Below are 19,259 nucleotides of genomic sequence, written 5' to 3'. Positions count from 1 at the left end.
ATTGGCGAAGGCTAATAATTAGTGTGAGATGGAGAAACCCTAACTGAATAAAGTTTCGCCCTATTCTTTTCGCCAATAAACCCCGAATACATCAATTTTAGTAATAGGAGCTTTTAAGTTTCTTTGATTTCTAAAGTCTGTCACAGCCTCAGCACATGGTGGTAGCCCATAGTCATCGATAATTATATAGCCGCCCTTAGAAACTTTATCGTATAAGTTTACGAGACCATCCATCGTTGATTCATACATATCACCGTCAAGGCGAGCAATCGCAATTTTTTCTATCGGTGCTGACGGTAAAGTATCTTTAAACCAACCTTTTAAAAACTTTACCTGGTCATTTAATAAATCGTATTTTCTAAAGTTTTCTTGTACTTGTTCTAAAGAAACACGTAAATAATCAAAGCTGTGTAAGTAATCGCCGAAATCTCTCGGGTATTGTTCTATATTTGGTGTTGGGAGGCCCTCAAATGAATCGGCAACCCATACATTGCGATCAGTAATGTTGTTTGCTTGTAAAAAACCATTCATAAAAATGCACGATCCCCCGCGCCACACACCTGTTTCAATAAAATCACCTTCTATATTTTCACGGACAACTGTTTCTAATGCTTCATGTAATTGATTCATGCGTTCCCGGCCGATCATACTGTGTGCTGCTCTTGGCCAATCCATTCCGTCTTGACGTTCGCTTTTTAAAACATTAGGTTTAATAATTTTTAAATTATGATTTTCTGCATATTGTTTAATAAATAAAGGGAGTGGAACTGTAACGGGTTCGTATGGAAGTTCCTTAGATATATGTAACGAAGCAGGTAAATATGGCTCATACTCTAGCCATATTTCAAACAGAATTGTTTTCTTTAACAACTCGAGATAAAGCCGGACAGCAGATTTATTTTCCATATAGATGCCTCCTGCGAAATGTCATACAACAATATGATTATGTAGGTAGTGAAGGTTTCATGATTGAATTCATAATTGAAAAAGCAGTAAAACTGATATCAGTTTTACTGCTAAGTAAAAAAATTAAGCGATTTTTTCAATAATAATGGATGCACTTGTACCAAGAGCTAGAGATAATCCAAGTCCTGTAACAACAGCTTCAACCATTGATGGCGTTATTGTAATTTGTGTAATTGCCTGGATAACGAGAGGCGCTCCAAGTGAGATTAAACTTGTTCCAGCGCCAGGTATATTAACGCCGTTCACTTGAATTGCAAGGCTACCTAATACACTTACTAATGCAGTATATGCGATAACAGTAATTTTGTAGAATCCAGTTTCACTTATGATGAAAGTATCGGCATCTAATTGAGAAATTGCTGTACCAAACTGAGATCCAACAGTATTAAATGGTACTGGCTCATTAACTCCAAGAGCTACGCTAATTGTAGCAGAGTTAAATGCATACAATCCTGCTGGAAGTCCTAATCCAGATGGCCCAGTCGGCCCAGTAGGTCCAGTGGCACCAGTTGGCCCAGTCGGTCCAGTTGCGCCAGTGTCTCCAGTAGGCCCAGTCGGTCCAGTTGCGCCAGTGTCTCCAGTAGGCCCAGTCGGTCCAGTTGCGCCAGTGTCTCCAGTAGGCCCAGTAGGCCCAGTCGGTCCAGTTGCGCCAGTGTCTCCAGTAGGCCCGGTAGGTCCAGTCGCGCCAGTTGTACCAGTGTCTCCAGTAGGCCCAGTCGGCCCAGTAGGCCCAGTAGGTACGGTAGGTCCAGTAGGTCCAGTAGGCCCAGTCGGTCCAGTAGGCCCGGTTGGAAGTGTAAACGGTGGTATTGGTGGTAAAGTTGGACCTACAAGATTAGGATCAAATGCACTAGCTGATAAGAATTCATCAGGATTTAAGCCATCTGAATAATTATTATTTGACATAAATTCACCTCCATAAAGCTTTCATTATATAGTAGATGCAAAATCACAAGAAAATGACACGGACATTTGAATTATTAAAAAGAAATCTTAAATAGCTTGAACAAGTTAAAAAAATGGAAAGTTTATTGTATGTATAACATATGATTGAGTTGGAAGAGGGTGATTATGTTGAACAAGCAAGGAATTACAATTAGTCTATGTATGATTGTTCGCGATGAGGAAAATACAATAGATCGATGTTTGGACGCGGTAGAAAAAATTGTTGATGAAATTATTGTAGTTGATACAGGATCCACTGATCGAACGAAGGAAATTGTAGCAAAATACACTTCTAACATACACGATTTTCCGTGGATTGATGACTTTGCGGCAGCTAGAAATTTTGCGTTTTCAAAAGCAACGCAAGAATATATATTATGGTTAGATGCTGACGATGTGTTATTAGAGGAAGCTCAAGAATCACTGAAAACATTAAAACGAGAGTTAGATGGTAAAGTTGACGCTGTTTCTATGCCTTATTATCTTGTAATGGATTCTAATGGGAAACCTTTATATTGCACAAGAAGATATCGACTTGTAAAGCGTGAAAAACAATTTCAATGGTTTGGAAAGGTGCATGAGTATTTAGCTGTTTCTGGTGAGATTTACAATAGTAATGTCGCCATTACACATAAGAAAGAAAAAGAAATAACGAATCGTAATTTGAAAATTTTTCAAAATGCTGTAGCAGCTGGAGAAGAATTAAGCCCGAGAGATTTATTTTATTACGGTAATGAATCTATGGATAATCAAAAATACGACGATGCGGTTCTTCTGTATGAAACATTTCTTAATCAAGAGGAAGGATGGCATGAAGAGAAAATTTATGCATGTGGTAAGTTAGGAGATTGTTATGCGAAGTTAGGAGACTGGGAGAAGGCAGTTGAAACTTGTACGAAGTCGTTTCGTTATGGTATTCCTAGAGGAGAGAATTGTACAAGAATAGGATATATATATATGGAACAACAAAAGTATAATGAAGCGATATTTTGGTTTAAGCTAGCAACTGAAGTGCCGCTAGCAGAGGATAGCCCTTTTCACAGTCCGGCTAGTTATACGTGGATTCCATATTTACAAATGTGTATTTGTTATAGCAGATTAGGAGATCAAGATAAAGCTTATTATTATAATGAATTGGCAGCTTCTTATGTTCCGAATAATGCTGCGATTGAATATAACCGTAAATATTTTAGAGGCGTCTATGATAAACAATATAAAATGTAATTTGTTCTATTTTTAGGAAATGACTTGTCGCTATTCTAATGATAGTAGAATGGCTATATATTAGAGTATCGGTAATGCAACCAATAGAGATGGCATCCTTTGTAGAATATCTTTTGTTTCTATTTCAAATTCAATTTGCATAAGGAGTGTGTGAAATGAATCGGGAGAAAAGTTCTTTATACGAAGAAAAATCTGAACATTATTATAATGCGATAAATCCTAATTTATTCAAGCATATAAAAAAGGAATGGCAAGAAGTTCTTGATATTGGTTGCTCGAGCGGTGCATTAGGGGCGGCTATAAAAGAAAATGGAGCACGTGTATCAGGAATTGAGGCGTTCCCAGAGGCTGCCGAAAAAGCGAAAGAAAAATTAGATCATGTTATTTTAGGTGATATAGAAACAATGGATCTTCCTTATGAGAAGGAACAATTTGATTGTGTCATATTCGGGGATGTATTAGAGCATTTATTTGATCCGTGGGCTGTCATAAAGAAAGTAAAGCCATATATAAAAGAAAATGGTGTGATTTTAGCTAGCATACCAAACGTTGCGCACATTTCAGTATTAGCTCCCTTACTCGCTGGAAATTGGACGTATACAGAATATGGCTTATTAGATAAAACGCATATTCGTTTCTTTACTTTTAATGAAATGCTAAGAATGTTTTTAAAAGCAGGATATTCTATTAGTAAAGTAGATCGTGTATATGTTGATCATAAAATATATGAGCCACTTATTGAAGAGTTATATGGAATTTGTAAAAAGTATCGTCTTGGAAGTGGCTTCATGGCTGAGACAGTTGTATTTCAATATATTATTGAAGCAGAAAAATCACAATTATGAGTGCTGCAGAAAAAACAATACTATTTGTTACATGTATAAATGATCGGAAATTGTATGCACAATGTGCGCGACATATATTGAAATTGGCAGTACCTCCTGGGTATACTATACAATTTATGCCGATTCGAAATGCAAAAAGTATGACGAGCGGATACAATCAAGCCATTTCACATCCAGCGAAGTATAAAGTGTATTTACACCAAGATGTCTTTATTATAAATGGAGCCTTTCTATACGGATTAATTCAATTATTTGAGGAGCATGAACATCTTGGGATGATTGGGATGGTTGGATCCCAATATGTTCCTCCAAATGGTGTATGGAACGAAGGGCGTGGGATTGTCGGGAAAGTCATTGGTTATATGAACGATTTGTTTTATATGGCAAGTTTAGAGCAACCATTTCATGAATCAAAAACGTTTATTCCTGTGGAATGTATTGACGGTTTATTGATGGCGACACAATATGATATTCCGTGGCGAGAGGACTTATTTGATGGGTTTGATTTTTATGATGTATCCCAATCTTTTGAATTTAAAAAAGCTGGGTATACAGTCGGTGTCCCTGTGCAGCGTGATGCTTGGTGTATTCATTATCATTTCGATGTAAATATGACGAACTATGAAAAGTATAGAAAAGTATTTGTAGAGAACTATATGTCAGATGTGAATAAGGAAGAATAGAGGGCTACAAAATGAAAGATCATACAATATTAGTTGTTGTTTGTGTAAATAATGAAGAGCTTTTCGAGCAATGCGAAAGGCAAATAAGAAACATTGTTGTTCCCCCTGGCTATGTAGTGCAAATTTTTCCGATACGAGATGCGAAAAGTATGGCAAGTGCGTACAATCGAGCACTTTCATATCCGGCGAAATATAAAGTATATACACATCAAGATACTTACCTTATTAATCGTGATATGTTTTGTACCCTCATTTCTCTTTTTAAAGAAAATGAAAAGCTTGGTTTAATTGGAGTAGCTGGTGCTCAGTTTTTACCGAGTAACGGGATATGGTGGGAAGGGAAAAATTTAGTAGGGAAAGTGATTGAGTACAGAAGACAGAATTATCAATTATTAAATTTGGATCTGGGGTTTTATGGAAATCGATCTTTTATGTCAGTGCAAGCAATCGATGGTTTACTCATGGCAACGCAGTATGATATTCCGTGGCGAGAGGATTTGTTTCAAGGATTCCATTTCTATGATGTGTCACAGTCTTTAGAATTTCAAAAGGCTGGATATTTAATTGGTATCCCTAATCAAGCAAATCTATGGTGTATTCATTACAACGGAGATGAGTTTGATGCGGATACATATGAGAAATACCGGGAAATTTTTGTGGAACATTATAAAGATGTGCTATCTCCATCATAAGGGAGAGATGAAGGATGAAAGGGATTATTTTAGCAGGCGGGACAGGGTCGAGATTATATCCAATAACGAAAGTAACAAATAAGCATTTACTTCCTGTTGGGCGGTATCCGATGATTTATCATGCGGTATATAAGCTGAAGCGATGTGAAATTACAGATATTATGATTATTACCGGTAAAGAGCATATGGGAGATGTTGTGAGCTTCCTAGGAAGTGGTCAAGAATTTGGTGTGTCCTTTACGTATCGTGTGCAAGATAAGGCGGGCGGGATTGCGCAGGCGCTAGGACTTTGTGAAGATTTCGTAGGAAATGATCGGATGGTAGTTATATTAGGAGATAATATCTTTTCAGATGATATTCGCCCGTATGTTAAAGAGTTTGCAAGTCAAAAAGAAGGGGCTAAAGTGCTGCTTCAATCTGTAGAAGATCCCGAGCGATTTGGTGTAGCGCATATTCAAGGCCGAAAAATAATTGAAATTGAAGAAAAGCCGAATGAGCCGAAAAGTTCTTATGCTGTTACGGGAATTTATTTGTATGATTCGAAAGTCTTTTCTTATATAAAAGAATTAAAACCTTCCGCAAGAGGGGAACTTGAAATTACAGATATAAATAATTGGTATTTAAAACGAGGAGTACTTACTTATAATGAAATGAGCGGCTGGTGGACTGATGCGGGAACGCATGCTTCTCTTCAAAGAGCGAATACGTTAGCGCGGGATATAAACTTTGGGAAACAGTTTAATGGAGAATAGGTGAAAATATGAAAGTTGTAGAAACAAATTTTGCCAATGTGAAATTGTTAGAACCGAGATTGTTTGAAGACGAGCGAGGTTTTTTTACTGAAAGTTATAATAAGAAGATGCTAGAAACGTTAGGGATTACGCATTCATTTGTGCAAGATAACGTATCTTATTCAGCACATTCGGGGACGATTCGAGGGCTACACTTTCAAAAAAATCCGAAAGCACAAACGAAACTCATTCAAGTTATGCAAGGTGCAATATATGATGTTATCGTTGATTTGCGAAAAGATTCACCTACATTTAAAAAGTGGAGAGGTTATATTTTAAGCGCAGATAATCATAGGCAATTATTAGTGCCGAAAGGATTTGCTCATGGTTTTTGTACAATTGTACCTCATACAATTGTTATGTATAAAGTAGATGAGTATTATAGTGCTGATCACGATTCCGGTTTGCTTTGGGAAGATAAAGAATTATCAATTCCATGGCCGGTAACAAATCCTATCTTGTCCGATAAGGATCGAATATTGCCATTACTTCAGGAATATGAAGATAGTTTTTAAGTAGGAGAGTTGTTTATGAATATATTAGTTACAGGTGGAGCTGGATTTATTGGAAGTAATTTCATTCACTATATGTTAAAAAACTATGAAACATATAAAATCATTAATTACGATGCATTAACATATAGCGGGAATTTAAATAATGTAAAGTCTATTCAAGAAAATCCTAACTACTCATTTATAAAAGGGAAAATCCAAAATGGAGAGCTGCTGGAACATGTTGTTAAGGAACGTGACGTGCAAGTAATTGTAAATTTCGCAGCTGAATCACATGTGGATCGTAGTATTGAAAACCCAATTCCTTTTTATGATACGAATGTAATAGGTACAGTCACGCTGTTGGAGTTAGTGAAAAAATATTCACATATTAAACTTGTGCAAGTATCAACAGATGAAGTATACGGTTCTTTAGGGAAAACAGGAAAGTTTACTGAGGAAACCCCGTTAGCTCCAAATAGTCCGTATTCTTCAAGTAAAGCGAGTAGCGACATGATAGCCTTATCTTATTATGAAACGTATCAATTACCAGTTATTATAACGCGTTGTTCTAATAACTACGGACCGTACCAATATCCTGAGAAATTAATTCCATTAATGGTTACGAATGCGCTTGAAGGAAAGAAACTACCATTATATGGTGATGGATTGAATGTAAGGGATTGGCTGCATGTAACGGATCATTGTAGTGCAATTGACACCGTTTTGCATAAGGGATGTGTAGGAGAGGTATATAATATCGGCGGAAATAACGAAAAAACAAATATAGATGTTGTGGAACAAATTATAAAACTTTTAGGGAAAACGAAAAAAGATATTGAATTTGTAACAGACCGTTTAGGTCACGACCGTCGTTATGCGATTGATGCACAAAAAATGAAGAATGAGTTTGAATGGGAACCGAAGTATACGTTCGAACAAGGATTAAAAGAAACGGTGGAATGGTATAAAAACAATGTGGACTGGTGGAAACCACTAAAAGAAAAGTAAGGGGCATGTAGATGAAAGAACGGATTATCATAACGGGAGCGAACGGTCAGCTAGGGAAGCAACTACAAGAAGAGTTGAATTCTGAGGAATATGACATATATCCATTTGATAAAAAGTTATTAGATGTAACAAATATATCCCGAATTAAGCAAGTGATACAAGAAATAAAGCCACATACAATTGTTCATTGTGCAGCGTATACGAAGGTAGATGGTGCTGAGAAAGAACAGGATCTTGCTTACTTAATAAATGCGATTGGAGCTCGAAATGTAGCGGTTGCTTCACAATTAGTAGGGGCTAAGTTAGTGTATGTCAGTACTGATTATGTATTTCCAGGTGACAAACCGGATGGCTATCATGAATTTCATAATCCAGCACCGATAAATATATATGGAGCTTCTAAATTTGCAGGAGAGCAGTTCGTAAAAGAGTTACATAATAAATATTTTATAGTTCGTACATCGTGGTTGTATGGTAAGTATGGAAATAATTTTGTGAAAACGATGCTACGATTAGGAAAAGAGAGAGAAAACATATCTGTTGTAGCTGATCAAGTTGGTTCTCCTACGTACGTGGCGGATTTAATTACTGTGATTAATAAGCTCATTCATACATCCTTATACGGTACGTATCACGTATCAAATCGCGGTTCATGTTCTTGGTTTGAATTTGCTCAAAAAATATTTTCGCATACAAAAATAAGAGTGAATGTGTTACCTGTGTCGACTGAGGAATTTGGATCGGCGGCAGTGAGACCGAAATATTCGATCTTTCAGCATAAAATGCTACAATTAAATGGTTTTTTACAAATGCCTACTTGGGAAGAAGGATTAGAAAGGTTTTTTATAGAAACAAAAAGTCATTAACAAATTTATGTTAGTGACTTTTTTGTTTGCCTTTAAGAGGTTTTATGGTACTATAATTATAGTATCAGGTACTAATAACAAGTATAAGTATTTCTGGGAGGATATATCATGGAACTATTACAAGGGAAAACATTTGTTGTTATGGGCGTTGCGAACCAAAGAAGTATTGCATGGGGAATTGCTCGCTCTTTGCATAATGCAGGTGCAAAATTAATATTCACATATGCAGGAGAGCGTTTAGAAAGAAACGTTCGTGAACTAGCGGAAACATTAGAAGGCCAAGAATCACTTGTATTACCTTGTGATGTAACGAATGATGAGGAACTTACAGCTTGCTTTGAAACTATTAAGCAAGAAGTTGGTACAATTCACGGTGTTGCTCACTGTATTGCTTTTGCAAATCGTGATGATTTAAAAGGCGAATTTGTAGATACTTCTCGCGATGGATTTTTACTTGCACAAAATATTAGTGCATTCTCTTTAACAGCTGTAGCAAGAGAAGCGAAGAAAGTGATGACAGAAGGCGGAAATATTTTAACTTTAACATACCTTGGCGGCGAGCGCGTTGTGAAAAACTATAACGTTATGGGTGTTGCGAAAGCTTCATTAGAAGCTAGCGTGAAATATTTAGCGAACGATTTAGGACAACATGGCATTCGCGTTAACGCTATTTCTGCAGGACCAATTCGTACGTTATCTGCGAAAGGTGTAGGCGACTTTAACTCAATCTTAAAAGAAATTGAGGAGCGCGCACCACTTCGTCGTGCGACGACTCCAGAAGAAGTTGGAGATACAGCAGTATTCTTATTCAGTGATTTAGCACGCGGAGTAACAGGTGAAAACATTCATGTTGATTCAGGATATCATATTTTAGGATAAATATAATAGGAATTAAAGTTTAAAAAGGACAGTCTCTAAACGTTGAGACTGTCCTTTTTAATTGTTCCCAGAAAGAACGATTTTTAACGAAAGTTCTAGCCACGTTATGAATATAACTATAATAGTACACGATTTATCCAGCTACGTATGGAAGTGGGAGGGACGAGTGTGAAGAATAAAAATAAAAGTTCAACAGTTGGAAAACCGTTGTTATATATTGCACAAGTAAATTTAGAACTCGCTGCACCGAAAATAAAAAGAATTATTTTAACGAATTTCGAAGATGAGGATCAAAAAGAGCAAAGTAATAGAAATGAAAGTATTGTAAGTAGTGCTGTGGAAGAAGTGGTAGAACAAGAGAAACAAGAACCACGAGAGGAGCCTCAAGTGGAGGTGGAAGAAAAAGTAGAGGAAGAGCAAGTGAGAACGGTCCCTTACAATAAATCCTTTAAGGATATGAATAATGAAGAAAAAATTCATTTTTTATTAAATCGTCCTCATTACATTCCAAAAATAAGATGTAGAATAAGAACGACGACCGTCTCATATATAGGATCGATTATATCTTACCGTAATGGCATTGTATCCATTATGCCACCAAATAGTATGAGAGATATTCGATTATCTATAGAAGACATCAAATCGATTGATATGGCCGGCTTTTAAATATGTAAAGGTGGTAGAAAACTTCTACCACCCCAATAGTTTTTTAGTTTACTTAACTATAGAAACGTCGCGTAAGCACTGAATAGCACAGAAGCAGCTTAAATCAACAGTAATGCAAGTAGATGTCGAGATTAATCTTGCATTTGGTATAGCTAAAAACGTACAAATTGGATCGTCGCCAGGTGGTACAGGAGACCCATCACCTAATACTACAGTTAACACACGTAGGACAGCACAGCTATCGTCATCTACGCTTTCTACACGGAAAATTGGAGATTGGCAGCTAGTAAGGCTTGAAGATGGTGCAAATGCTTCAAATGGCGTTCCAGCTTTTGTGTATAAAATAAAAGGGCGTGTATTTGCTACTGCTGCTGTATTGTGTGCTCCTAAAAATGGAATTTCACAACCAGAACCACATGTTGAACTAGAGCAATCTTGTAGTTCATTGATGAATTTTACGACGTCAACTACGCAGTGAGAAGAGCTATGGTGTTTATTTTCGTTACAACTCATTAATGTCACTCCTTATCTTCTTGTTTGTATTTACATTAATAAGATATTGGAGTGGGGGAGATTTGGTCACAATCTTAAGACCTTTTTTTTTAAATAGGCTAAAGAGGATAGGGAAGGTGGAATTATGTTATTTACAAGCTGGCTTTTATTTTTTATTTTTGCGCTAGCTGCATTTAGGTTAACTCGTCTTATTGTTTATGATAAAATTACAGCTTTTTTGCGAAGACCGTTTATTGATGAGTTAGAGATTACAGAGCCTGATGGAAGTGTATCGACTTTTACAAAGGTGAAAGGGAAAGGATTAAGAAAGTGGATTGGAGAATTATTAAGCTGCTATTGGTGTACAGGTGTGTGGGTTAGTGCTTTTTTATTAGTTTTATATAAATGGATTCCTATTGTTGCAGAGCCTGTACTAGCATTATTAGCCATTGCAGGTGCAGCAGCGATCATTGAAACAATTACAGGATATTTTATGGGAGAATAATAAAGTGAAAATTTAATCAGTGTGGGGCATCCCCCGCTAATTATCAGCCCGCACCAATCGGGATAAATCTTCATGATGTTAGAAAAAGCGGAGTTTAAGAGGATGCGGGAACGGAAATAAAGAGTTGTTCATATAGTAAATAGACAGAATTGACAGTAGAGGAGATGTTTGCTGTGAGCAATAATCCAAGGCAAAATTCATATGATCTACAGCAGTGGTATAACATACAGCAACAGCAACAAGCACACCAACAGGCATATCAAGAACAGTTACAGCAACAAGGGTTTGTGAAAAAAAAGGGATGCAACTGTGGGAAAAAGAAAAATAAAATAAAACAATATGAAGAATGAAACACTCATGTTACTGTGAGTGTTTTTTATTGTAAAAATAAAAAGCGGTATTTCAATTAAGAAATACCGCTTTTTACTAGCTAATTTGTGCAACTGTTAATGCTGCAGCACGGATGTCTACAGTTCCAAGCAGTTCAACTGGTACAATTTGAATTAAGTCACCAGGGTTTAAGTTAATAAGAATAACACCACTGGATACGTCTACTTCACCAGTACCAATAACGTTAGAGCGAACCGCTGTACCTGATCCAGGAATAATGTTAGCTGGTGTACCTAATGATAAGAAGAAACGACCAGCTTCTGGTGCAGTAGGAACGTTATCAAGACTGATCGTTAATGTATAACTGATTTGATAAATACCAGCTACTTGAATTCGAATACCGTCTCCGACACTTACTGTATTATTTATTACAGGAACAGTAATATTTGGGTTTGGACTTACGCTAGGTAATAGTAGTGGTGTGAATAGTGAAGCGAACTGAGGTGCAGAAGCGTTGAAAGCAAAACCGAAGGCAGGTAGTGTACTAGCTGGTTTCGCCTCACAATCAATGTTATTAAATTCGCAATCAGAAGAGAACATGTTTTTCACTCCTTTATCTGTTTCTACTTTTAGTTAATGAAAAGGACAGGTTCTATGTTCTAGACAAGTTCCCAATTTTATAAAAAATACATAATAATACCTTTTAAGCATGGATTGGGTGGCAGAATCATCTGCCACCCAATCCATGCTTAAATTAGTATTCAGTTTTATATAGAAACATCGCGTAAGCATTGAATAGCGCAGAAGCAACTTAAATCAACAGTAATACAAGAGGAGGTTGATACTAATCTTGCATTTGGTACAGCTAAAAATGTACAGATTGGATCGTCACCAGGTGGTACAGAGGTACCATCACCTAAAACTACAGTTAATACACGCAATACAGCACAGTCATCATCATCTATACTCTCTACACGGAAAATTGGAGATTGGCAGCTAGTAAGGCTTGCAGATGGTGTAAATGCTTCAAAAGGTGTTCCAGCTTTTGTGTATAAAATAAAAGGACGTGTATTCGCTACTGATGCAGTGTTATGTGCTCCTAAAAATGGAACTTCGCAACCAGATCCACATGTTGTGGTTGCACATTCTTGTAGTTCATGTATAAAACGAACGACATTAGATACACAGTTGAAATCACAATCATGGTGTTGATGATCTTCATTACAATTGCAGCTCATTATGTTCACTCCTTATCGTGAGTTCTGACATACACTATTACAATATGAACGGGATATGGTTGATATTACGTTAATTCTCAGGATAGAAACAGGGAATTTATATAGAGGGGATGTACATATCGTGATATGGAAAAAGACACCCATTATTTAATGGATGTCTTTTCAGGTAAATCTTTTTGCGTAGTATATAGAAAACGAGATATATCTAGTTTCTTTCCTCTGAAAAATTGCGGGGAGGAAATGTAAAGTTCTTCTTTTGCGCGTGTAATGGCGACATAGAGTAATCGTCGTTCTTCTTCTAATGCTTCAGAAGTCTCCGTCACACGGTCATTTGCATCTTTTAAAGAAGAAGTATGCGGCAATATACCATCGCTTGCTCCGAGTAAAAAGACGCATGGAAACTCAAGGCCTTTCGCGTTATGAATTGACATAAGCGATACAGCATCTTTTTGCGGCATTGTTTTTAATGCTTCCATTTCTTTTTGACCTTGAATGGCCTCGTTAATAAATTGTAAGTAAGCTGGAATATCCGTAAAGCGAGTTGCTGATTCCATTAATTCTTCTAACATTTCTTCTTGTATGTCCTTATGCATCGTAAAGGAAGAACGATCATTACTTTGTAAGTACTCTAAATACTTTCCTTTACCATGAATAATTTCTTTCAATGCTTTTTTCGGTTCAAGTTCTTTTATAAACTTAATAAAATCGATTCGCTCATTTACTTTTTTAACTTGAAAAGGTTTCAAGCTTGGGTTTAGTAATAGAAAATGAAGAAGAGAAGGGAAACGGCCCTCACCATATTTCCATTGTTCACGTTCAATAAATGAAATGCACTCATCACGGCCAATATACATTGTTGGTAATATATTTGAAAGTGATTCGAGGCGGAACGGTTCAAGCACGAGTCGTAAGTGATCTAATACGGGCCTAATTAAAGAATGTTCGTAGAACGATTGGCTCGCTCCATGTTTAATAAATGGAATCTTATGAATTGTAAGCTGATCAAGTAAAGAACGGCTTACAGAATGTGTACGATATAATAAACAAAAATCTTTATAATTTCGTTCACCACTATCTACTTTTTCCTGAATGAGTTGCAAAATTTGATTTGCTTCATCAAGAGTTGTCGCAGGTCGTGCATAAAACGGCTGTATGCCATCGTTACGAACAGAATATAGCTCTTTATCAAAACGTTCTTGATTGAGCTTAATAACTTCATTTCCAAGTCCTACGATAAATGGATTAGATCGATAATTCGTATTAAGTGCGATAATCGTAGTATTATCAAATTCCTTTGGAAAAGATAAAATAATTTGGTGACTTGCCCCTCGCCAGCCGTAAATCGCTTGATCGTCATCACCTGCGATAAATAAATTATTTCTCGGCGTGGCTAACAATTTTACAATTTCATATTGTGCATACGACGTATCTTGAAACTCATCTACTTCAATGTAATGAAAACGCTCTTGTAATTGAGTAAGCAGGGGAGCGTTATTTTCTAACATATAATACATTTCTAATAAGATGTCGTCAAAATCGATATAATTGTGTCGTTGTTTTACCTCTTCGAAACGTTCGTATACTTCTTTGAACTCTTGTTCAACCGGTGTTTTCGCTTTTACATCTTTCGGACGATTCAATTTGTTTTTCTCAAGTGAAATCATAGCGAGTATCGTTTCGGCATCATAATCGTCTTTTAAGCGCAATTCTTTCAAAATTTTCTTTATCATAATTTGTTTATGTTTTTCATTTGCTAAAATTTGCTGATTATATCCTTGACTACGAAGCAATTTTAAAAAGACAGAGTGGAATGTACCAGCAACGACATAGCTACTTGCGGCATGATTCATACCAGGTAAATTCGCTACACGGCTTCGAATTTCTTCAGCTGCTTTTTGTGTAAACGTCAGCAGCAAAATATTTCGCGGATGGACATGTTTTACATTAACTAAATAACCAACGCGAGTTGTTAAAACAGATGTTTTACCACTTCCAGCACCAGCTAGTGTAAGGACAGGTCCTTCTGTCGTTTGCACTGCTTCTAACTGTTTTTCATTTAAATAAACACCTTGCTGTTCTAAAGCGCGGAAATACGCCGCATCTGCATCTTCTTCCATAATTAAATGGGTAGATGTTTTCGGAATATGATACGTCGCTTGCGGAATACCAGCGTGTGTTAACGATTTTTGTGAAAATTTTTCTTGTGTCATATATTCACCTTCAAAACTATAGCATCAACATTTAACTTTAGCGGAAGAAAAAGAAAATAGCAATGTAAAAAACAGGAGGGGCTACCTCCTGCTACAAAATTATAATTCTTTTATCATTACGACGTGCGGGATATTTGCTTCCATAAACACATCAGAAGCCGTCACGTATCCTAGCTTCTTATAGAAAACTTCAGCATGTGTTTGAGCATGGAGTTTCAATTTCGGTAGAGACTCTTCTTTTGCATGCGCTTCAAGTGCATCCATAATGATTTTGCCAATGCCTTTTTTGCGATGGGAAGCTAGTACGCAAATGCGTTCCATCTTTCCAACTCCATCAACGATGCGGAAGCGACCAGCACCAACTGGAACATCATTATCATATATAACAACGTGTGTTGAAATTTCTTCAAACTCATCATACTCTTCTTCTGCAGAAACACGTTGCTCATTCACAAATACTTGCTTACGTACAGAGAATGCATCTCTTAGTTGTTCGTCCGTTTGTACGATTTGTGCGTGCAAATTAGTTGTTCTCCTTTCCAAGGTGGAATGTTTCATGTACAGTCCACGTTCCATTTTCTAATTGGTATAGAAGGTGGAAACGATCGATTGGTTGTTCATAATAGAAATCTTTCATACGTAATCGACCTAATACATCAGCATGCTCTGCATCTGATAAATCTTGACCGATTGTTAAATGAGGTACGAAAGAGTATTCACGCTCTTGTGTAAAGAAACCATTATGCATTTCTTCATTTAAGAAAGTTAGTTCAGGTGTTTTTTCTACTTTAAAATAAAGGACATTATTAACAGGTGCGAATGAACCGACTTTTCCAACATGAAGGGTGAAAGGGTTCGTTTTACTTGCGATTGTATGTAACTCGTTTACAATCGATTCTAGTTGATCATCTTGCGTCTCAAAGGGTGTTTTCAATGTAACATGTGGCGGAACTAATGCGTAGTGCGGATCATAACGTTTACGCAATCCGTTCGCTTTATCTTGAATCATTTTTGATGGGAAAATTACAATTCCTAATTTCATGTTCCAATTCCTCCCTTTGCAAGTCTAGTTAGATTTTGAGAATAAATCTCTTTATCTATTATATCAAATTATTCTGAATACCGCTCTCTATTATTTCATTGATAGAATATGAGAAAAAGCTCTCGGTAAATCAGCTTGCCAATACTTCCAAGTGTGATTCCCTTCAAACTCTTCATAATGCGTGATGAAATTTCTATCTGTAAGAAGTTTATTTAACTCGCGATTTGGTTCTACGAAATCAGATACTTGTCCGTCTGTGCGCTTTACAGCTGTTTCTTCTGTTCCAATGATGTGATAAAGTTCTAACGCCTGTGGATCTTTGAAGTCTTTTGCTAAGTTCATTACTGTTTCATCAACAAATGGTGATTGCATAACGACTTTACCGAATGTATGCGGATACATAAGTGAAGTCATGAAAGAAACTGTACCGCCAAGAGAATCTCCAATTAAAACGCGTCCTTTACCCATTTGATACGTTGGATAATTTTCATCAATATATGGAGCAAGCTCGTGAGCAAGGAAGCGAATGTAAGCAGCATTCTTTACATCATTTGGGAAATATTTTTCCTTACGATCGTGTACATTTTTATATGGAATACCGACAATAATTGTGCGGTCAATTTCTTCAGTTTCGCGAAGGCGCTCAATTACACGGTGCGCTTTACCAAGCTGAAAATAATCTCTACCATCTTGTGCAATAACAACCGTATGCTTATGGAGAGGTGTGTAATTTACTGGTAAATAAACAAGAAGTGTAAGTTCCTCTTGAAGTGATGTACTAAAAAATGAAATTTCTTCAATTCTCCCTATTGTTTGATTCATGTATATCCCCCTAAATAAAAATTTACTATGATTGTAACAGCGACGCTTGTAGTGAAAAGGAAAGAAATATTCACTAATAGGTGCCTCAATTTATATTTTACCATAATGGTACGAAGAATCTAAAAAATTAGTATTTAAGTTATGAAAGAAAACGGATATAATGAAGTGGGATTTTTACAGGTGAGAGGGGAGACAGGGTTTGAAACAAGAAAAATCAATCGCACTACCATTAGCAATTTCTATTATAGCAATTTCATTCGCAGCAGTTTTTGTAAAGATGTCCTCAGCACCATCTTCTATTTTAAGTATGTACCGATTATGGATTATCGTACTTATTATGCTGCCAATCGTTTGGAAAAAGCGGGAAGAGTTCCATAAGATTCAAATAAAAGATTGGGGATTTTTAATTGGATCTGGATTCTTTTTAGCGCTTCATTTTCTTTTATGGTTTGAATCTTTAAAGCATACAACAGTTGCTAGTTCAACGATTATTTTAGCACTTCAACCGATCGTATCTTTAGTTGGAGGTTTCTTCTTATTTAAAGAAAGAACAACCTATTCAGCCATTGCGACGATGGGTATCGCTATATTAGGTGTAATGTGTATTGGTTGGGGAGATTTAGGTTTAAGTAAACAAGCAATTTATGGAGATATATTATCCTTTTTAAGTGTAATAGCGGTTGTCGGTTATTTATTTATCGGGCAAACGACAGTAAAGAAAGTATCACACTGGATTTATAGCTTTACAGTTTTTGCATTCGCAGGTATTTTTATGGGGATTTATAATATCGTGCTACAAGTACCTTTTACAGGTTATACGAAGTGGGATTGGACTATTTTTCTTTTACTTGCGATTGTGCCGACAGTGTCACATGTCATTAATAACTGGCTATTAAACTACGTAAATGCAACAACAATTTCAATGAGTATTTTAGGAGAACCAGTTGGGGCATCTATACTAGCGTTCTTCTTACTTGGAGAAAAATTAAATGCAATGCAAATTATCGGTAGCATGCTCGTATTGTTTGGTGTATCTGTTTTCTTACTACAGCAACAAAAGCGAACAGCAAAAAATGTGGTGAACGAACCGGCTTATACACAGGAATTATAACGAGTTTATTCTAATTTGCGAAAAGAGAAGTTATTGGTAACTTCTCTTTTTTTTGTTCCATGCAGAAAATAAAACAGATTAATAGGGGGAATTCCCACCATGTAGCATGAAAAAAGATAATATATAGTGGAGTTACATCATACGTTTCTCATACAAATATAGAGGGGGAAGGAGAGACAAAATGAAAGAGATTTTAATGAAATACATGACAAATCTTACAACATTAAGTGAAGAGCAGCAGCGCATGATCGTAGAAGAATTACAAATTGAAGAGTATAAAAAAGGAACAGTACTCCTAAGACAAGGAGATGTTCCGTCTAAATGTTATTTTGTATTAAAAGGATGCGTGAGGCAACATTGTATAGATGAATCTGGAAAAGAAGTTACATCAAATTTTTATACAGAAGAACAAGCAATCGCGAATTTCAACCATCATAAACAAGATAAATTATCCCCACATACGTTAACGTGCCTAGAAGATTGTCTAGTTGTAGTTGGCGATCTGTATAGTGCAAAGGACATGTATAAGAAATATTCACAGTTAGAAGAAATGACGCGCCAAATGATTGAATACAATTTTGGTGAAGTACAAGAAGAACTTACATTATTTATTACATCGACACCAGAAGAGCGCTACAAATCATTATTACAAAAACGACCTCATTTAATCGATCGTGTTCCTCAATATCAATTGGCAAGTTATCTGGGTATTACGCCAGAATTATTAAGCAGAATTAAGAAACGACTCAAACAGTAGAGTTTTTTCCACCTCTAAGCAATAGCCATATACTAAATCCTAGTTCACCTGCGATCATCGGTAGTTGAAAGACAACGTTAAGAATGGAAATAATCGCATCATATTGTGAAAACATCGTATTCATTACGTTAATGATGATATAGCCGATTGCAGCAATGAGCAGTAATATACTAATAGTTTTCGGTATGTTTTTAGATTGAAAGGTTACGTATCCTAAGGTGAGAAGATGTAAGCCGAAAATGATTAATCCTACAGACCAAATGTATTCAAAAGCTTCTAGAAATAACATTGTATATGCTTCTGAATTAGCAACTGTGTTTTTTGAAAGAAGTAATACAAATATTAAATTGAATATAGCAATCCCAAGTATAGCTGTATAAATAAGACGAAGACAGGCAGCTAGTAATGAGAGGCTAGTATGGATAGGTTTTAGAAAGAAATAAAGAGCCCACGAGGCGATAATATCCGTAATGAAAATGATAATCCATCCGAAAATTTCAGCTTTGAAAAGTGAACTTGAAGTTTGAATATTATGGAGTGTCGTGCTCGCATCTCCTTGTACAACGAGATTTCCGTGAACAAAACCGTAAGAAAAAAATGCAGCAAATGCCATAATAAGAAGAGAAGCACCAGCAAATAAGGCAAACTTTCGTTCATTCATATGTCGTCCTCCTATTTCAATATTACTTTTAT

24 protein-coding genes are annotated in these 19,259 nt (G+C 36.3%); 14 read left to right on the top strand and 10 right to left on the bottom strand.

The features are described 5' to 3' along the window. Positions 1-60: 60 nt before the first annotated feature. Both ABH960_RS13920 and ABH960_RS13915 read right to left on the bottom strand, forming a co-directional pair. A complete protein-coding gene (locus tag ABH960_RS13920; RefSeq protein WP_113937689.1) occupies positions 61-906 on the bottom strand; it encodes a TylF/MycF family methyltransferase in 846 nt (281 codons plus the stop codon). A 123-nt stretch (positions 907-1,029) separates the two neighbouring features. Next, positions 1,030-1,872: a BclA C-terminal domain-containing protein gene (locus ABH960_RS13915; RefSeq protein WP_404445845.1), complete on the bottom strand. Its 843-nt coding sequence runs from the start codon at positions 1,870-1,872 to the stop codon at positions 1,030-1,032. A gap of 165 nt (positions 1,873-2,037) precedes the next feature. On the opposite strand from ABH960_RS13915, the gene ABH960_RS13910 reads away from it, so the two are divergent. From ABH960_RS13910 to ABH960_RS13865, 10 genes are all read left to right on the top strand, one after another. Next, on the top strand, positions 2,038-3,135 hold the full coding sequence (locus ABH960_RS13910; protein ID WP_404445842.1) for a tetratricopeptide repeat-containing glycosyltransferase family 2 protein: 1,098 nt from the start codon (positions 2,038-2,040) through the stop codon (positions 3,133-3,135). 155 nt (positions 3,136-3,290) lie between these two features. Next, the gene (locus ABH960_RS13905; protein ID WP_002125965.1) at positions 3,291-3,980 is read left to right on the top strand and encodes a class I SAM-dependent methyltransferase; all 690 of its coding nucleotides are present in this window, start codon (positions 3,291-3,293) and stop codon (positions 3,978-3,980) included. Beyond that, positions 3,977-4,663, top strand: coding sequence for a glycosyltransferase family protein (locus ABH960_RS13900; protein ID WP_002140852.1), 687 nt, complete (start codon positions 3,977-3,979; stop codon positions 4,661-4,663). The genes ABH960_RS13905 and ABH960_RS13900 overlap by 4 nt, the downstream gene beginning before the upstream one ends. 11 nt (positions 4,664-4,674) lie before the next feature. Then, positions 4,675-5,355: a glycosyltransferase family protein gene (locus tag ABH960_RS13895; protein WP_404445838.1), complete on the top strand. Its 681-nt coding sequence runs from the start codon at positions 4,675-4,677 to the stop codon at positions 5,353-5,355. A 14-nt stretch (positions 5,356-5,369) separates the two neighbouring features. Further along, the gene (locus ABH960_RS13890) at positions 5,370-6,107 is read left to right on the top strand and encodes a sugar phosphate nucleotidyltransferase (RefSeq protein WP_215555590.1); all 738 of its coding nucleotides are present in this window, start codon (positions 5,370-5,372) and stop codon (positions 6,105-6,107) included. Positions 6,108-6,115: 8 nt separating this feature from the next. Then, the gene (gene rfbC / locus ABH960_RS13885; protein ID WP_404445834.1) at positions 6,116-6,661 is read left to right on the top strand and encodes a dTDP-4-dehydrorhamnose 3,5-epimerase; all 546 of its coding nucleotides are present in this window, start codon (positions 6,116-6,118) and stop codon (positions 6,659-6,661) included. 15 nt (positions 6,662-6,676) lie between these two features. After that, positions 6,677-7,648 carry a dTDP-glucose 4,6-dehydratase gene (rfbB, locus tag ABH960_RS13880; RefSeq protein ID WP_404445831.1) on the top strand — a complete coding sequence of 324 codons (972 nt, stop codon included), beginning with the start codon at positions 6,677-6,679 and terminating at the stop codon, positions 7,646-7,648. An 11-nt stretch (positions 7,649-7,659) separates the two neighbouring features. Next, the gene (gene rfbD, locus ABH960_RS13875; RefSeq protein WP_215552755.1) at positions 7,660-8,514 is read left to right on the top strand and encodes a dTDP-4-dehydrorhamnose reductase; all 855 of its coding nucleotides are present in this window, start codon (positions 7,660-7,662) and stop codon (positions 8,512-8,514) included. A gap of 108 nt (positions 8,515-8,622) precedes the next feature. Further along, positions 8,623-9,393, top strand: a complete 771-nt coding sequence (fabI, locus tag ABH960_RS13870) for an enoyl-ACP reductase FabI (RefSeq protein WP_002011384.1) — start codon at positions 8,623-8,625, stop codon at positions 9,391-9,393. Positions 9,394-9,540: 147 nt separating this feature from the next. Further along, positions 9,541-10,059, top strand: a complete 519-nt coding sequence (locus ABH960_RS13865) for a CotO family spore coat protein (protein ID WP_002030408.1) — start codon at positions 9,541-9,543, stop codon at positions 10,057-10,059. A gap of 48 nt (positions 10,060-10,107) precedes the next feature. Here the strand turns inward: ABH960_RS13865 and exsY are convergent, their stop codons facing one another. Then, on the bottom strand, positions 10,108-10,572 hold the full coding sequence (exsY, locus tag ABH960_RS13860) for an exosporium assembly protein ExsY (RefSeq protein ID WP_002125979.1): 465 nt from the start codon (positions 10,570-10,572) through the stop codon (positions 10,108-10,110). A 124-nt stretch (positions 10,573-10,696) separates the two neighbouring features. Here exsY and ABH960_RS13855 point away from each other — a divergent pair, with 124 nt between their 5' ends. Beyond that, positions 10,697-11,056: a DUF1360 domain-containing protein gene (locus ABH960_RS13855; protein WP_000899658.1), complete on the top strand. Its 360-nt coding sequence runs from the start codon at positions 10,697-10,699 to the stop codon at positions 11,054-11,056. A 164-nt stretch (positions 11,057-11,220) separates the two neighbouring features. After that, positions 11,221-11,406, top strand: coding sequence for a hypothetical protein (locus ABH960_RS13850; protein WP_002064286.1), 186 nt, complete (start codon positions 11,221-11,223; stop codon positions 11,404-11,406). A 76-nt stretch (positions 11,407-11,482) separates the two neighbouring features. On the opposite strand, the gene exsF is transcribed toward ABH960_RS13850, so the two are convergent. The 6 genes from exsF to ABH960_RS13820 form a co-directional block, all read right to left on the bottom strand. After that, entirely contained in the window at positions 11,483-11,986 is a 504-nt protein-coding gene (gene exsF / locus ABH960_RS13845) for an exosporium protein ExsF (protein WP_002011391.1), read from the bottom strand. Between the two features lie 167 nt (positions 11,987-12,153). Then, on the bottom strand, positions 12,154-12,624 hold the full coding sequence (cotY, locus tag ABH960_RS13840; protein WP_404445824.1) for a spore coat protein CotY: 471 nt from the start codon (positions 12,622-12,624) through the stop codon (positions 12,154-12,156). Between the two features lie 143 nt (positions 12,625-12,767). After that, positions 12,768-14,834: an ATP-dependent helicase gene (locus tag ABH960_RS13835; protein ID WP_016094540.1), complete on the bottom strand. Its 2,067-nt coding sequence runs from the start codon at positions 14,832-14,834 to the stop codon at positions 12,768-12,770. A 99-nt stretch (positions 14,835-14,933) separates the two neighbouring features. Beyond that, complete coding sequence (locus tag ABH960_RS13830) at positions 14,934-15,356, bottom strand: GNAT family N-acetyltransferase (RefSeq protein WP_404445821.1); 423 nt, start codon at positions 15,354-15,356, stop codon at positions 14,934-14,936. 1 nt (position 15,357) lies between these two features. Next, a complete protein-coding gene (locus tag ABH960_RS13825; RefSeq protein WP_113733636.1) occupies positions 15,358-15,876 on the bottom strand; it encodes a YjcG family protein in 519 nt (172 codons plus the stop codon). A gap of 90 nt (positions 15,877-15,966) precedes the next feature. Further along, positions 15,967-16,698 (bottom strand): alpha/beta hydrolase, encoded by a 732-nt coding sequence (locus ABH960_RS13820; RefSeq protein ID WP_002135007.1) that lies wholly within the window; start codon positions 16,696-16,698, stop codon positions 15,967-15,969. Positions 16,699-16,897: 199 nt separating this feature from the next. Here ABH960_RS13820 and ABH960_RS13815 point away from each other — a divergent pair, with 199 nt between their 5' ends. Beyond that, positions 16,898-17,809: a DMT family transporter gene (locus ABH960_RS13815; protein ID WP_000806933.1), complete on the top strand. Its 912-nt coding sequence runs from the start codon at positions 16,898-16,900 to the stop codon at positions 17,807-17,809. Positions 17,810-17,990: 181 nt separating this feature from the next. Next, on the top strand, positions 17,991-18,566 hold the full coding sequence (locus tag ABH960_RS13810) for a Crp/Fnr family transcriptional regulator (RefSeq protein WP_404445817.1): 576 nt from the start codon (positions 17,991-17,993) through the stop codon (positions 18,564-18,566). Here ABH960_RS13810 and ABH960_RS13805 read toward each other — a convergent pair. Beyond that, positions 18,556-19,227: a DUF4386 domain-containing protein gene (locus ABH960_RS13805; RefSeq protein ID WP_404445814.1), complete on the bottom strand. Its 672-nt coding sequence runs from the start codon at positions 19,225-19,227 to the stop codon at positions 18,556-18,558. The two genes, ABH960_RS13810 and ABH960_RS13805, sit on opposite strands and share 11 nt — an antisense overlap. Positions 19,228-19,259: the final 32 nt, after the last annotated feature.

It is taken from the genome of Bacillus sp. RC252, from assembly GCF_044909215.1.
GTDB lineage: Bacteria > Bacillota > Bacilli > Bacillales > Bacillaceae_G > Bacillus_A > Bacillus_A mycoides.
Note: the sequence above shows the minus strand (reverse complement) of the source record. Positions and strands in the feature narration are given on the sequence as shown.